The organism is Burkholderia sp. BKH01 (genome assembly GCF_025685725.1).
Classification (GTDB): Bacteria; Pseudomonadota; Gammaproteobacteria; order Burkholderiales; family Burkholderiaceae; genus Burkholderia; species Burkholderia pyrrocinia_C.
This window is the reverse complement of sequence record NZ_JAOTQT010000003.1, coordinates 361,514-376,109: the sequence shown is the minus strand read 5'-3', so window position 1 is coordinate 376,109 and position 14,596 is coordinate 361,514. Positions and strand designations below refer to the sequence as shown.

Below are 14,596 nucleotides of genomic sequence, written 5' to 3'. Positions count from 1 at the left end.
CGGCGTCATCGAATAGGTGTGTGTGCTGCGTCGTCCGTTTCGCCATCGACGGGCCGGCGCGGTGGACGATCCGCGCGCCGGCCCGGTGTGAAGTCGACCGGCGACGTCAGCCCGCGACGTCGAGATCCAGCACGGGCGGCGCGCTGACGGCCGCCGGCCCCGGCGCGTGAATGCGGATCGGCTCGCCCGCGGCCGCGCTCGCATAGATCGCGTCGAGAATTTCCATCACGATCAGCCCTTCCTCACCGGGCGCGGGATGCGGGACGTCGCACAGGATCGCTTCCGCGTAGTCGTACATCGCGGAATGCGCGCCTTCCGCGGGCGGATTCAGGCGCATGTCGAACTGCGCGCCGTTCTGCTCGATGAACACGTGCGCGTCGAACGTGTAGCCCTCGTTCAGGTTCTTCTGCAACAGCCCTGCACGCGTGCCGAGGAGGCGGGTTTCCATCAGCTCCGCTTCCTGGATGTTGGTTGCCCACGATGCCTCGAGCGCGAGCGTCGCGCCGTTGTCGAAGCGGATCAGCGCGGCCGCGAGGTCCTCGACGTCGAACGTCTTGCCGGCGCGCGTCGCGAGCTCGCGCGCGATCGGATCGTAGGTGCTGCCCATCACCCACACGGGTTTCGGATAACCCATCAGCCACAGCGCGAGATCGAGCCGATGCACGCCGAGATCGATCAGCGGCCCGCCGCCCGCCAGCGCTTTCGTGCCGAACCAGCCGCCGAAGCCGGGCATCCCGCGCCGGCGATGCCAGACCGTACGCCCGAAATAGAAATCGCCGAACAGGCCGCTATCGACCTGCGCCTTCAGTGCGCGCGACTGCGCGCTGAAGCGGTACGAGAAATTGATCATCAGCCGCTTGCCGGCGCGCTGTGCGGCGATCAGCATCTCGCGCCCCTCGTCCGCGTTCAGCGCCATCGGCTTCTCGCACAGCACGTGGCAGCCGGCGTCGAACGCGGCGAGCGTCAGCTCGCGATGGAACTTGTTCGGGGTGCATACGCTGACGACGTCCAGCCTCTCCGCTGCGAGCATCGCATCGGCCGATGCGTAGCGAGCGTCGATGCCGAACGCGTCGCCGACTTTCGCGAGCCGTTTCGCGTCGGGGTCGGCAATCGCAACCACGTCGACGTCCGGATGCTCCCGCCAGCCTTCGATATGCTTGCGGCCGATCCCGAGCCCGATCACGCCCACGCGCAGGCGACGGCCGCGCGCAATCGCCGCCGCTTCCGGCAGCTCCACCTTGTAGTCGTCGTTCATGCGAGGTCTCCCGCGGTTTGCTGGATGCCGACGTGCGCGAACTGCCCGCTCTTCTCGCTGAGCGTCTCGAGCGGCGGCGAGTTCGGGCAGCGGTCGGCGAGGTTCACGCGCGGCGCGGCCCACTGCACCGCGTTCGCGATCACACGCTGCACGTTGCGGTCGTGATAGGTCGGGTAGGCTTCGTGCCCGGGGCGGAAATAGAAGATCCGGCCGTGGCCGCGCTCCCAGCAGCAGCCCGAACGAAACACCTCGCCGCCTTCGAACCACGAGATGAATACGGTGCTGTCCGGCTGCGGAATGTCGAAACGCTCGCCGTACATCTCCTCGTGCTGCAGCTCGAAATACTCGCCGAGCCCGGCCGCGATCGGATGCGACGGTTCGACGACCCACAGCCGTTCTTTCTCGGCCGCTTCGCGCCACTTCAGCGAACAGTTCGTGCCGAGCAGGCGGCGGAAGATCTTCGAGAAGTGCCCGGAATGCAGCACGATCAGGCCCATCCCTTCGAGCACGCGGCGCTGCACGCGCTCGACGATCTCGTCGGAGACCTTCGCGTGCGCCTTGTGCCCCCACCAGATCAGCACGTCGCACGCGGCGAGCCGCGCTTCGCTCAGGCCGTGCTCGGGCTGGTCGAGCGTCGCGGTGCCGATCTCGAGCGGCAACGCGCCGTGGCCGAGCGCCGGCGTTTCGGCGAGCGCACCGGCGATCACCTGGTGCAGGCCGTCCGGGTAGATCGCGCGCACGCCCGCGTTTTCCCGCTCGTGCTCGAACTCGTTCCACACGATCACTGAAAGCTTCTTGTTTAGCATGACTATCCTTTATCGATGTTTTGGCGCCAATTCGACAGCGGCCATGCGCCGTGGCCGCCTGAAACCTGTGGCCGGATTCGCCGGGCGTCGCGCGTCGCTCAGGCGATCGCGAGCGCCGGTGCGGCAGGCTCGCGCGGCGTGCGTACCGCCGCGCGTCCGTCCGGATGAAACAGATGCAGCGCGCGGGCCGGCAGATCGACGCGCAGCCGCTCGCCGATCCGCGCGCCGCCGGCATCGGTCTTCGCCACGATCGGCTGGCCGCACAGCGGCGTGTCGAGATACAGATAGGTGTGTTCGCCCATCTGCTCGACGTGCGCGACTTCGCCCGTCACGGCGCCGGTGCCGACCCGTACGTGCTCGGGGCGGATGCCGAGTGTCACGCCCGTGCCCGTCTCGAGACCGTCGCCGGATACATCGGCGCTCAGCGGCAGGTCGCGTGCCAACGCGCGGACCTCGCCGCTGCCGGCCGCCGCGACGCTTGCCGGCAGGAAGTTCATCGCGGGCGAGCCGATGAAACCGGCGACGAACTGGCTCGCCGGGCGGTGATACAGATCGAGCGGCGTGCCGATCTGCGCGATGCTGGCGATCCCGCTGCGCCCTTCGAGCGGCCGCAGCAGCACGATCTTGTCGGCGAGCGTCATCGCCTCGACCTGGTCGTGCGTCACGTAGATCATGCTGGTGCTGTCGAGGCTGCGGTGCAGCTTCGCGATCTCGACGCGCGTCTTCACGCGCAGTGCCGCATCGAGGTTCGACAGCGGCTCGTCGAACAGGAATACCTTCGGCTTGCGAACGATCGCGCGGCCGATCGCGACGCGCTGCCGCTGGCCGCCCGACAATGCGCCAGGCTTGCGTTCGAGCAGCTCACCGAGGCGCAGCGACTCGGAAGCGAGCCGCACCCGCCGGTCGATCTCATCCTTCGACAAGCGCAGATGACGCAGGCCGAATGCCATGTTTTCGTAGACGGACATGTGCGGATAGAGCGCATAGCTCTGGAACACCATCGCGATGTCGCGCTGCGCGGGCGCAAACGTGTTGACGCAGCGGCCATCGATCCATACGTCGCCCGCGCTCTGTTCCTCGAGGCCGGCGACGATCCGCAGCAACGTCGACTTGCCGCAGCCCGACGGGCCGATGAATACGCAGAACTCGCCCGGCTCGACCGTGAGATTCACGTCGCTGAGGATGGGGGCCGTGCCGAACTGCTTGTGGAGACCGCTCAACTTGATCTGACTCATGTTTTCCCTCTTGATCCTGATCGGATCGAAACGCGTCAACCCTTGACCGCGCCGGCAGTCAGGCCGGAGACGATATGCCGCTGAAACACCAGCACCAGCAGCACGAGCGGCACCGTAACGATGACCGATGCGGCCATGATGGTTCCCCATGGCAACTCGTAGCTGCTCGCGCCCGAGATCATCGTGATCGCGACGGGTACCGTGCGCTGGCCCGACGAGATCATGAAAGTCAGCGCGAACAGGAACTCGTTCCATGCCGACACGAACGCGAGCAGCGACGTCGCGGCCAGCGCCGGCCGCAGCAGCGGCAGGAAGATCCGGAAGATCAGCGTGAACACGCCGACGCCGTCGACGAGCGCCGCCTCCTCCAGCTCGCGCGGCAACTCGCGCATGAACGTGACGAGAATCCAGATCGTGAACGGCAGCGTGAAGATCAGGTCGGACAGCACGAGCGCGCCGAGGTGGTCGTACAGGCCGAGCGCGCGGACCAGCTCGAACAGGCCCGACAGGATCGCCACCTGCGGAAACATCGACACGCCGAGAATGCACATCATCAGCACCCCGCGCCCGCGGAACGACACGCGGCCGAGCGCATACGCGGCGAGCACCGACACGGCGAGCGACAGCGCGACCGCCCCGCCCGCGACGAGCGCCGAGTTCAGCAGGTACGCGCCGAACGGCTGGCCGCGGAACAGCTGGCGATAGTTGTCGAGCGACGGGCTCGCCGGGAACAGCGACGTATCGAACAACGCGTCGCCGTGCTTGATCGACGTGCCGATCATGTAGACGAACGGAAACAGCGCGATCACCAGCACGAGTGCCGACAGCAGCCCGTGAATCGCGATGTCGAGCGGATGCTTCTTCAAGTCACGCCTCCTGAATCCGGCGGCGGCTGACCGCCATGTAGCCGATGGTGAACAGCACGATCGTGGCGAACAGCAGCATCGCCGACGCCGACCCGAACCCGACCTGCTGGAAATCGATCAGCTGTTCGCGCACATAAACCGACATGCTTTTCGTGATCCGGCTGTTCGACGTCATCACGTAGATCAGGTCGAACACGCGCAATGCGTCGAGCGAACGGAAGATCATCGCGACCAGCACGCCGGGCAGGATCAGCGGCAGCGTCACCGAGCGGAACACGCGCCAGCGCGGCACGCCGTCGACACGCGCGGCCTCGTAGCAATCGCGCGGCACGGTCTGCAGCGCGGCGAGCATCAGCAGCGCCATGAACGGCGTGGTCTTCCACACGTCGACGAGCACGATGGTCGGGAATACGAGTTGAGCGTCGGCGGTGAACGCGAGCGGCTCGTGGATCGCGCCGATCGACATCAGCATCGCGTTGACGATCCCGAACTGGTCGTTGAGCATCCAGCTCCAGATCTTCGCCGACACGACGGTCGGGATCGCCCACGGCACGAGCACGGCCGCGCGCAGCAGCGTACGCAGCCGCGACGGCACGTCGAGCAGCAGCGCGACGCCGAGGCCCGCGGCCGTCTCGAGCACCACCGACACGACGGCGAACAGCACGGTATTGCCGACGGCCTGCCACCAGGCCGGGTCGCGCAGCACGCCCGTCGCGCCGAGATAGTTGTCGAGGCCGACGAAATGACGCTGCGACAGGTCGGACAGTTGCGCGTCGGTCAGGCTGAACCACGCGGTGCGCAGCAGCGGCCAGCCGGCGATCGCCGCCAGCGCGAGCAGTGCGGGCGCCACCAGCAGCCACGCCTGGCGCCGGCGCGCGTGGGCAAGCCCCGCGCGGGCCCGGGCGGGTGCCTGCACGAATGCAGGAGTACTACTGATCTCGATGCTTCCGGTTCTCATTCGATGTCTCCTGTCAGGCCGGCGCCATGCGGCAGCCGGCCCGATCGATCAATCGCGCGCCGCGGCGCTCAGTGCCAGGTGCCGCCCGGCGCGAGCCGGTTGAGCGCGGCGGCGAGCCGCGCGAGCGCGCCCGATGCGGTATCGCTGCCGGCGAGCACGTCGTGCGCGGCGTTCCAGAACTGGTTGCTGACCTGGTTGTACTTCGCGCCGGTCACGGTCGACGGCCGCGCGACTGCGGTGCCGAAGGTCGGCAGCAGGTCGGCCATGAACGGGCTGGCCTGCAGGATGTCCTTGTCGCGATAGAGCGCCGGCATCGTCGGGTTGTACGACCCCTGGATCGCGCGCATCTTCTGCACTTCGGCGCTCCCCAGGTACATCACGAGATCGGCGGCCAGTTTCGGGTTCGGCGAGTAGCGCGACACGGCGAGCTGCCATCCGCCCAGCGCGGCGGCCGGGCGGCCGTCGGCGCCGCCCTTCGGCAGCGGCGCGATGCCGACCTTGCCCTTGATCGGGCTGCCCGTGCGATTCGCGATCGCCCATGCGTACGGCCAGTTGCGCATGAACACGGCGTTGCCGGCCTGGAACACGCCGCGGGCCTCCTCTTCGCCGTAGTTCAACACGGCCTTCGGGCTGATCGTGCCGACCCATTTCGCCGACTGCTCGAGCGCCTTGATCGCGCCCGGGTTGTCGATCGTCACGCGGCCCTTGTCGTCGACCACCGTGCCGCCGTTGTAGCTGCTGATCCATTCGAGCGCATCGCAGGTCAGCCCTTCGTACGCGCGCCCCTGCCACACGTAGCCCCAGACCTTCTCGTTGCCGGCGGCGCGTTCGCCCGACTGGACCTTGCGCGCGGTGGCGTCGAGCTCCTCCCATGTCGCTGGCACCTTCACGCGGTACTTGTCGAGCAGATCCTTGCGGTAGTAGAGCAGCCCCGTATCGATGAACCACGGCATCGCGACCAGCTTGCCGTTCACCGTATCGTTCGCGACGATGCTCGGGAACGACTGGCTTTCCAGCCCCTTGCTGTACGGCTTCAGGTCGATCAGGTGGTTCGCGAGGATGCCCGGCCAGACCGTGTCGATCTGCATCACGTCGATCTTGTCCGAGCCGCTGCCGAGCAGCTGCTGATAGAGCGCCAGCGTCTCGCTCGAGTTATTCGGCATGCTGATGAACTCGACCTCGTTGCCGGTCTTCTCGGCCCAGCGCTTCGCCGAGACCTGGCAGATGTCCTGGTCGACGCCGGCCGCGCCACATGCGATCCGCAGCGTCGCCGCGCCAGCTGTGGTGGCCATGGCGGCCGTCATCGCGAGCGCCGTCGTCAGCAAACCTGCGTTGAGCTTCATCATTCGGTGTCTCCGGTTTTTTTCGAATCGTTCGAATCGTGCGCCACGGTGTCGCGAGCGCGTCGCCGGGTGCCGTGGGTCTATGAGACTCCAGTCCGGTTAATCGAAAATTTCGGAAACGCGTCGCGCCATTAACAATCGAAACAATCGCCGTCGCGCGTCAGCCCAGCAGCGCGGCAAGTGCCGCCAGGTCGAACGGCTTCGGCACGAACGGCAGGTCCGCGCGCCAGTCCGGATGGGTCTGATGAATCTCGGGCGGCAGGCCCGAGGTGAGCGCGACGCGCTGCGCCGGCCAGCGCTCGGCGAGCCGCGCCGCGAACGCGATGCCGCTGCCGCCCGCGCCGAGCGAGATGTCCGACAGCACGAGCGTGACGGGGCCGTGCTCGGCCAGCCAGCGCAATGCCGCGTCGCCGGTCGCCACCGCGTCGGCCCGCGCGCCGAGCGCCGCGAACTGGCTGAGCGCCGTGTCGCGCACTTCGGGATCGTCGTCGACCACGAGCACGCGGGCACCGGCCTGCCCAACAACGGGCGCGGCCGCCGTGTCGGCCGGCGCGCCGCGCCGTTCGGGCGGCGCGCTCTCGGGCAGCCACAGTTCGACGCGCGTCCCGTGGCCGACCTCGCTGTGGATGCGCAGATCGCCGCCGCTCTGGCGCACGAAGCCGTAGACGCTGCTGAGCCCGAGCCCGCTCCCCTCGCCCGCCGCCTTGGTCGTGAAGAACGGCTCGATCACCTTGTCGAGCAGCACCGGCGCGATCCCGCAGCCCGTGTCGGTGACGCTCAGCACGATCGCATGCGGCGCGGCGGCACCGTCGGCCGCCGGTTCGCGGCGCGCGGCCAGCGCCAGCGTCCCGCCGCCCGGCATCGCGGCGGCGCTGTTGAGCGCCAGGTTGAGGACCGCGTTCTCGAGCTGGCCGCGGTCGACGTGCACCCACATCGGCTCGGCGGCCGGCTCCAGCACGACGGCCACCCGCTGGCCCGCCGAGTATTCGACGAGATCGAGCATCTCGGCGAGCATCGCCCTGACCGACACGCGCTCGGCCTGCAGCGGCTGGCGCCGCGCGAACGCGAGCAGCCGCCGCGTGAGCCGCGACGCGCGCTCGGCCGCGCGGCGCGCCCGCTCGGCCATCGTCTGCGCATCCTGCTGCCCGTCGAGCCGTGGCAGCAGCAGCTCCAGGTTGCCGAGTATCGCGACGAGGAAGTTGTTGAAATCGTGCGCGACGCCGCCCGTCAGCTGGCCGAGCACGTCCATCTTCTGCGCCTGGCGCAGCTCCGCCTCGACCGCGCGCCGGCTCGTCAGGTCGCGGCAGACCGCCACCCATCCGCCGTCCGGAAGCGGCTGGCAGTGGAATTCGAGGGTCCGCTGGTCGCGCAGGTGCAGTTCGGCCGACGCGGCGATGCGCGCGCCGTCCGACGTGCGGGTCGCGGTCTCGCGCGATACCTGGCGCCAGCGCGCGGGCTGATGCATCGCCTGCCGCAGCGTCGCGAGCGACAGGCCCGCATGCAGCGCGCCCGGATCGATCCCGAGCAGCGTCGCGAAGGTCGGATTCCACGCGATCAGGCTGCCGTGCGTGTCGTGGACGGACACCCCGTCGTTCATCGAGTTGAGTACCGACTCCTGCAGGCGGCGCTGCGACTCGAGCCCCTGGGTCAGTTGCTCCTTCTCGATCAGGTTGGTGCGGAACACCTCGAACGCGCGCGCCAGCTCGCCGATTTCGTCCGGCCGGTGTGTCGACGGCATCCGGTCGGACGTGATCCCTTTCGCGAGTCGCGCCATCACGCGCGTCATCGCCTGCAGCTTGTGCAGGATGCGGCTCGCATACGCGACGCCGAGCAGCGCCACCGCGACGCCCGCGACGGCCAGCAGCAGCAGGCCCGACTGGCTGGACACCGCGACCTTGCGCACCTTGTCGCTGCGCTCGCTGGCGATCTGCCGCAACCGCTCGACGTAGCGCGCCGACTTGCCGCTCAGGTGATCCGCATGGCCGCGCAGGAGCGTGACGAGATAGCCCGTCTGCGCTTCGCTCGACAGGAACGCGCGGCGCACCGCGAACACGCTGCGCGCGCCGCCATCGAGGCGCTGCAGCGCGTCGGCGAGCGCCGGCTGGCGGCGGTCTTCGCCGCGTTCGCGCACGCGCAGCCACAGCGCCTCGTTATCGCTTTCCGCGCTGCCGAGCTCCGCCGCGTTCGCCGCCTGCAGCGCACCGGCCGTGCGGGCCCAGATCTCGAGCAGCGTCGGCGCGCGCTGCGCGATCACGCTCTTGTCGCGCGCGATGCTGTCGCCGATGCGGTCGTTCGCGACGCGCAGTTCGCCCAACTCCTCCTTGAGCTGCCGCTGCCGGCCCGACACGATCAGCAGCCGGGCGAGATCCTGGTCGATCGCGTCGAGATCGTCGATCACCGCGAGCTGCTCCCCCGCCTTCGCGGCGGGGCCCGGCTGTTTGCCGAAACCCGGCGACAGCCGACGGATGTCGCCGAGCAGGCCGCGCATCAGCTCGGTGTCGTTGTGCAGCAAGTCCGGCGAATCGGTCAGCATCATGCTCGGCGCGACTGCGGCGAGCTGCGCGACCTTGTCCGACAACTCGAGCGCGCGGGCAATCTCCGGCACCACGTTCGCCTCGTATTCGTCGAGTGCGTTCTGGTTCGCGCGCATGCCGAGCACGCCCACCACCACGACCGCGAGCGTGATGCCGAACAGCAGCAGGAACGTCGCGATCAGCTTGGCCCGGACACTCCACGGCGGCAACAGCCTGAACGTCGTGCGCATCGGGTCACACGCGCACGACGGGCACCGCGAACACGTAGCCGATGCCGCGCTGCGTGCGGATATAGGTCGGCTGCTCGGGATTCGGCTCGATCTTGCGGCGCAGGCGCAGGATCAGCACGTCGATCGTCCGGTCGTACACGTCGATGCCGAAGCCACGCGTATGTTCGAGCAACTGGTCGCGCGACCAGACGCGCGACGGCTGCTGCACCATCGCGGCGAGCAGCTCGAATTCACCCTGCGTCAGCGCGCACGGGCCGCCGTTGTGCGTCAGCGTGCGCGCGGCCACGTCCATCGTCCAGCCGTCGAAGCAGTAGCGCGGGCCGCCGCCGTTCGACGCAGGGCGCGGCATCGACAGTTCGGTCGTGCGCCGCAGCTGGGCCCGCACCCGCGCGATCAGTTCGCGCCCGGAGAACGGTTTCGTGACGAAATCGTCGGCCGCGGTCTCAAGGCCGAGTACGCGATCCGTCTCGTCGCCAAGGCCGCTGATCATGATGATCGACACGTCGGACCGGCGCCGCAGTTCGCGCGCGACCGTCAGGCCGTCCTCGCCGCGCAGCTTCAGGTCGAGAATCACGAGCGCGTGCGGCGCGGCCGCGAGCTGCTGCTGCATCCGGGCGGCGCTGTCGACCGCCGAGACCTCGAACCCGGCCTCTTCCAGCACGCCCTTCAGCCAGGCGCGCACTTCCGGGTCGTCGTCCAGCACCAGGATCCGATGTTTTTCTGACATGGGTGTTCTCCTCCAAGCCCATCGCGCGCGCCGATTCGATCGGCCGCGCGGTGCGGACTGGCATTTCTGTCGGTATGAGGCCGGGCTGCGGTGTATGACGCAGTCGGGCCGGAAGCGAATGGTGGCCGATTCGGGCCAATCCTGGCAAGTTCCCTCGAACGCGAATCGGCATAAGGATGGGCGGGGCGCCCCTTTCGCCTTCGCGTGGTGCATATAAAACGCGCGCGGGATTCTAACGTCGCAAAATCCCGGCGGAACCGCGCCGCGATCGGTGAATACCCTGCCCGGACCGCCGTCCGAACGGGCGAGCCGAGGTGCGTACGGCAACCGGGCGCGCCGGCCACGCAGGGACGCCGACCGCGCAGGCGACCCGACGCCCGAACACGATCGGGCCGCCGACACGTCACGCGCGCCCGACGAGCGCATCGATCCGCGGCGATCTCGTCGATCGATCTGCATGACGAATGAAATCGACGTCGCGCTGCCGCTTTCCGATCATGATCGCGCGTGCCGCGTTCGGCGTCACGGTGCCGTTCACGGCGTTCACCGCACTCACGCACTCACGCACTCACGCACTCGTGGCCCGTCCGGTTTCCGTCGTAGCGGCGATCGCTCCGCGTCGCCGTCGCTGTCGCTGTCGCTTCCCGATAAAAAATTCACACGCGAAATACCAGCGCGGTCTGCCGGCTTCACGGCTCCGGCACACACCGGAAACGACCTCCGCGCCGCATCGCCATTTCCGTCGCCGAAACGTCGACGGCCTGCCGAGGCGCGCATGCCCTGCGCGAAATCCGCGAGAAACCGGCTTCCTGCATCGCATGGATGTCACGCGCATCGATACGGTCGCATGTAACCGATTTTCCTGCTGCCTCGCGATCGCCAACGCGCGATCGGGTGGCCCATTCAACAAAGCGGCCGAGTTTGTGCGCGCAACAATGGCGATGCCGCGCGACCGGTGCCATGCGGCCTTCTTGCATTCGCATGGAACGGACACGCGACGGTTCTTCAAACGCAAACCACAACTCACGAGGACATACCATGCAACTCCAATCCCATCCGGCGTGCCGCCCGTTTTATGAAGCCGGCGAACTCACGCAACTGACTGCCTTTTACGAAGAAGGACGCAACGTCATGTGGATGATGCTGCGATCGGAGCCGCGGCCGTGTTTCAACCAGCAACTCGTCACCGACATCATCCATCTCGCGCGCGTCGCACGCGACTCGGGCCTGCCGTTCGACTTCTGGGTGACGGGCTCGCTCGTCCCCGAGCTGTTCAATGTCGGCGGCGACCTGAGCTTCTTCGTCGACGCGATCCGCAGCGGCCGGCGCGATCAGCTGATGGCCTATGCGCGCTCGTGCATCGACGGCGTGTACGAGATCTACACGGGCTTCGGCACCGGGTCAATCTCGATCGCGATGGTCGAGGGCAGCGCGCTCGGCGGCGGCTTCGAGGCCGCGCTCGCGCATCACTACGTGCTCGCGCAGAAGGGTGTGAAGCTCGGGTTCCCCGAGATCGCGTTCAACCTGTTCCCGGGCATGGGCGGCTATTCGCTCGTCGCGCGCAAGGCGGACCGCGGCCTCGCGGAATCGCTGATCTCGACCGGCGAAACGCATGCGGCCGAGTGGTACGAGGACCGCGGGCTGATCGACCAGACGTTCGACGCCGGTGACGCGTATCTCGCGACGCGCACGTTCATCGACGTGATGAAGCCGAAGCTGAACGGCGTGCGAGCGATGCTGCGTGCACGCGAGCGCGTGTTCCAGTTGTCGCGCTCGGAGCTGATGGACATCACGGAAGCGTGGGTGCATGCGGCGTTCACGATCGAGCCGAAGGACCTCGCGTACATGGAACGCCTGGTGATGCTGCAGAACCGGCGCGTGTCGAAGCTGCGCACGGTGTAAGGCGTGTAAGGCGGCGGGCGCCGCCGGTTGCCGGCGGCGCCCCTCTTCGCGGAACGAAGCTCAGGCGATCAGCCTGAGCTTTCTCGTCTCCGCGAGCCACGCCTCGAATGCCTGCGCCGGCATCGGCCGGGCGTAGTAGTAGCCCTGCGCGTGATCGACGTCGAGCTGCTTGAGGAAGTCGGCTTCCGCATGCGTCTCGACGCCTTCGGCGACCACCGCGAAATTCAGCGCCTTCGCGAGCGACACGACCGAGCGCACCAGCGCCTGCGAGCGCGGATTGCGGTCAATGCCAGTGATGAAGGTGCGATCGAGCTTGATCGCGTCGAGCGGCAGGCGCGACAACTGCGACAGCGACGAATAGCCGGTGCCGAAATCGTCGAGATGGATCTCCGCGCCGAGCTGGCGGAACTGCCGCATCAGCCCGATGGCCGCCTCCTCGTCCTCGATGAAGCAGCTCTCGGTCAGCTCGATGTCGAGCAGGCCGGGCTTGAGCCCCGCGCCGTCGAGAATCGACGAGAACTGGTGCACGACGTTCATGTCCTGCAACTGCCGCGCGGACACGTTCACCGCGATCCGGATGCCGAGCCCCTTCGCCTTCCACGCGGCGGCCTGCGCGGCCGCGGTGCGCATCACCCAGCGCCCGAGCGGCGCGATCAGCCCCGACTCCTCCGCGAAGCGGATGAACTCGACCGGCGCGACGAGCCCGCGATCGGGCGACTGCCAGCGGATCAGCGCTTCGGCGCCATGCACTTCGCCGGTCGCGATATCGACGACCGGCTGGTAGTGCAGCACGAACTGCTCTTCCTCGAGCGCCTTGCGCAGGTTCGTGTCGAGCCACATGTACTTCGCGACCTTCTGGTTCATCTCCAGCGAGAACACGCGATACGTGTGCTTGCCTTCTTCCTTCGCGACGTACATCGCGGTGTCCGCGCTGCGGATCAGCGTCTCGAGCGAATCGCCGTGCTGCGGATGCATCGCGATGCCGATCGAGCAGCTCGTGTAGACCTCCATCAGCCCGAGGTGGATCGGCGTGCGCATCCGTTCGAGGATGATCTGCGCGGTCGCTTCGAGCAGCGGCCGCGTGCCGTGCTCGAACAGCACGAGGAATTCGTCGCCGCCGAGCCGCGCGAGCGTCGCGCCGGACGGCAGGCAGCCGCTGATGATCGTCGATACGTCCTGCAGCAGGCGGTCGCCGGTGATGTGGCCGTAGTGATCGTTGACGCGCTTGAAGTTGTCGAGATCGAGGAACAGGATGCCGACCTGGCCGCGCGACGCGGCGCTCTCCGCGGCGATCGCCGCATGGATGCGCTCGCTGATCGCGTGGCGGTTCGGCAGCCCGGTGAGCACGTCGGTGTTCGCGAGCTCGATGAGCCGATGCTGCGCGTTGCGCTCCTCGGTGATGTCGATGCCCGAGCAGATCAGGAACTGCTCTTCGACGCCGCTGCCGCTCTGCACGAACTTGTTGCGGAACTGGAACAGGCGCGGCCCGTTGACCGTATTGATGTAGCGCTCGACCGCGAACGAGTGGTTGCTCGCGAAAAAGCCCGTGATGTTGCTGCGCGACTGCGCGCCCTGCTCAGGGCTCATGAACAGTTCGAACGCGCTGCGGCCGATCACGTCGACCTCGCGCTTGCCCGTCACTTCCTCGCACAGGCGGTTGAAGCGCTGCACCATCCCGTTGCGGTCGAGGATCACGACCAGCGAATTCACTTCGGACACGACCTGCTCGGCGAACGCGAGCCCGTGCGAGAGATCTTCCGCGACGGACACGGCATCGGAATAGGCGGAGGCCGTGCCGGCCCAGTCGGTCGTGTTGACCTTCCTGCCGACGAGATGGAGGCTGACCCGCTCGCCGAACAATGCGATGTCGAGCACGAGGTGCGACGTGACGCCCGTCAGCTCGCGAATGCGCGCGGCCTGCTCGACCGTCAGCGAAATGGCGACGTTGGTCAGGCCGCGGACGGCGGCCAGTTCGAGCGCATTGCTGTCGCTGCCGAGACGCCAGCAGGGGCTGCGCGTACCGACATGCGCCTCGAGCACCGCGCTATCGTTTTCGTCATCCATGGACACGCCCCGATCCAGAAAAAAACGCACAGTGTAGACGGAGGCGAGTTGGCCGACCGCCTTCCCGGGCCGCGCAGCGCGCGTTCCCGGCAGGGCAGCCGTAATGCCGTGCCAATGGCCCTCGATCCGTACTTGTTTCCAACTAATGCGACCCGGCGTTCGCGCGTGAAGCGCGCAGGTTCTGCCTAACGAATGATGAGAGCCATCTTATCAAATGACGATGAGGATTGGCACTCACATTTAGAGCAGAGTGTCAAGGAATCGGGACTCGATTGGCAAGCCGGATTTTTCATGATTGGCGGCATGCTCAAGAGCGGATGGAGCAATGCGCCGAGGAGTCGGCGCGATGATCGTAACCACTTGATCCACAAGGGGTTTCTGGAAATCCCAAAAATATGGGGACCGATAAAATTCCGGACCACGGCGGCAGGGTCGGATCGTGTTCCGGCGACGCGAAATCCGGCCAATTTGTTTCTGTTCTGGCGTGAATGCGCCGCTTTATTCCACAGTCGGTTGCAATATCGCGACGCTGCCGATGCGACGTGTTTTATCTGATCCCGTAGCGTCGTCGAATTCCCTGGCCGGACGGCAGCGCGGGTGGAACCGGTACGGCCGCCGTCGCGACCGGCGCGCGAGACGTGCGGCGGGCGTCCGCCGTTGCGCACGAACACCCGCC

At 67.5% G+C, this 14,596-nt stretch carries 11 protein-coding genes; 2 read left to right on the top strand and 9 right to left on the bottom strand.

All coding sequences use genetic code 11. From position 1 onward, the window contains the following. Window positions 1-106 precede the first annotated feature (106 nt). The 8 genes from OEJ37_RS07325 to OEJ37_RS07290 all read right to left on the bottom strand — a co-directional run bounded on the left by OEJ37_RS07325 (window position 107) and on the right by OEJ37_RS07290 (window position 9,954). Window positions 107-1,255, bottom strand: a complete 1,149-nt coding sequence (locus OEJ37_RS07325) for a Gfo/Idh/MocA family protein (protein WP_175917450.1) — start codon at window positions 1,253-1,255, stop codon at window positions 107-109. Beyond that, complete coding sequence (locus tag OEJ37_RS07320; protein ID WP_174420306.1) at window positions 1,252-2,061, bottom strand: ThuA domain-containing protein; 810 nt, start codon at window positions 2,059-2,061, stop codon at window positions 1,252-1,254. Before OEJ37_RS07320 ends, OEJ37_RS07325 begins: the two co-directional genes overlap by 4 nt. Window positions 2,062-2,159: 98 nt before the next feature. Next, a complete protein-coding gene (locus OEJ37_RS07315) occupies window positions 2,160-3,296 on the bottom strand; it encodes an ABC transporter ATP-binding protein (RefSeq protein ID WP_263343756.1) in 1,137 nt (378 codons plus the stop codon). A 35-nt stretch (window positions 3,297-3,331) separates the two neighbouring features. Continuing rightward, window positions 3,332-4,162, bottom strand: coding sequence for a carbohydrate ABC transporter permease (locus tag OEJ37_RS07310; RefSeq protein WP_096475105.1), 831 nt, complete (start codon window positions 4,160-4,162; stop codon window positions 3,332-3,334). A 1-nt stretch (window position 4,163) separates the two neighbouring features. After that, a complete protein-coding gene (locus OEJ37_RS07305) occupies window positions 4,164-5,120 on the bottom strand; it encodes a carbohydrate ABC transporter permease (RefSeq protein WP_263343755.1) in 957 nt (318 codons plus the stop codon). 68 nt (window positions 5,121-5,188) lie between these two features. Then, complete coding sequence (locus tag OEJ37_RS07300; protein WP_263343754.1) at window positions 5,189-6,466, bottom strand: ABC transporter substrate-binding protein; 1,278 nt, start codon at window positions 6,464-6,466, stop codon at window positions 5,189-5,191. Window positions 6,467-6,623: 157 nt separating this feature from the next. Further along, complete coding sequence (locus OEJ37_RS07295) at window positions 6,624-9,227, bottom strand: ATP-binding protein (RefSeq protein WP_263343753.1); 2,604 nt, start codon at window positions 9,225-9,227, stop codon at window positions 6,624-6,626. A 4-nt stretch (window positions 9,228-9,231) separates the two neighbouring features. Further along, window positions 9,232-9,954: a winged helix-turn-helix domain-containing protein gene (locus OEJ37_RS07290; RefSeq protein ID WP_174420311.1), complete on the bottom strand. Its 723-nt coding sequence runs from the start codon at window positions 9,952-9,954 to the stop codon at window positions 9,232-9,234. Window positions 9,955-10,992: 1,038 nt separating this feature from the next. Here OEJ37_RS07290 and OEJ37_RS07285 point away from each other — a divergent pair. Next, window positions 10,993-11,856: a crotonase/enoyl-CoA hydratase family protein gene (locus OEJ37_RS07285; RefSeq protein ID WP_174420313.1), complete on the top strand. Its 864-nt coding sequence runs from the start codon at window positions 10,993-10,995 to the stop codon at window positions 11,854-11,856. A 60-nt stretch (window positions 11,857-11,916) separates the two neighbouring features. Here the strand turns inward: OEJ37_RS07285 and pdeR are convergent, their stop codons facing one another. Next, complete coding sequence (pdeR, locus tag OEJ37_RS07280) at window positions 11,917-13,920, bottom strand: cyclic di-GMP phosphodiesterase (RefSeq protein ID WP_174420314.1); 2,004 nt, start codon at window positions 13,918-13,920, stop codon at window positions 11,917-11,919. A gap of 192 nt (window positions 13,921-14,112) precedes the next feature. Here pdeR and OEJ37_RS07275 point away from each other — a divergent pair, with 192 nt between their 5' ends. Beyond that, window positions 14,113-14,475, top strand: coding sequence for a hypothetical protein (locus tag OEJ37_RS07275; protein WP_263343751.1), 363 nt, complete (start codon window positions 14,113-14,115; stop codon window positions 14,473-14,475). Window positions 14,476-14,596: the final 121 nt, after the last annotated feature.

Bases quoted from the DNA above. Each gene is read 5' to 3' on its own strand.
- OEJ37_RS07325 (WP_175917450.1), bottom strand. From the start codon at position 1,255: ATGAACGACGACTACAAGGTGGAGCTGCCGGAAGCGGCGGCGATTGCG.
- OEJ37_RS07320 (WP_174420306.1), bottom strand. From the start codon at position 2,061: ATGCTAAACAAGAAGCTTTCAGTGATCGTGTGGAACGAGTTCGAGCAC.
- OEJ37_RS07315 (WP_263343756.1), bottom strand. From the start codon at position 3,296: ATGAGTCAGATCAAGTTGAGCGGTCTCCACAAGCAGTTCGGCACGGCC.
- OEJ37_RS07305 (WP_263343755.1), bottom strand. From the start codon at position 5,120: ATGAGAACCGGAAGCATCGAGATCAGTAGTACTCCTGCATTCGTGCAG.
- OEJ37_RS07300 (WP_263343754.1), bottom strand. From the start codon at position 6,466: ATGATGAAGCTCAACGCAGGTTTGCTGACGACGGCGCTCGCGATGACG.
- OEJ37_RS07295 (WP_263343753.1), bottom strand. From the start codon at position 9,227: ATGCGCACGACGTTCAGGCTGTTGCCGCCGTGGAGTGTCCGGGCCAAG.
- OEJ37_RS07290 (WP_174420311.1), bottom strand. From the start codon at position 9,954: ATGTCAGAAAAACATCGGATCCTGGTGCTGGACGACGACCCGGAAGTG.
- OEJ37_RS07285 (WP_174420313.1), top strand. From the start codon at position 10,993: ATGCAACTCCAATCCCATCCGGCGTGCCGCCCGTTTTATGAAGCCGGC.
- pdeR (WP_174420314.1), bottom strand. From the start codon at position 13,920: ATGGATGACGAAAACGATAGCGCGGTGCTCGAGGCGCATGTCGGTACG.
- OEJ37_RS07275 (WP_263343751.1), top strand. From the start codon at position 14,113: ATGATGAGAGCCATCTTATCAAATGACGATGAGGATTGGCACTCACAT.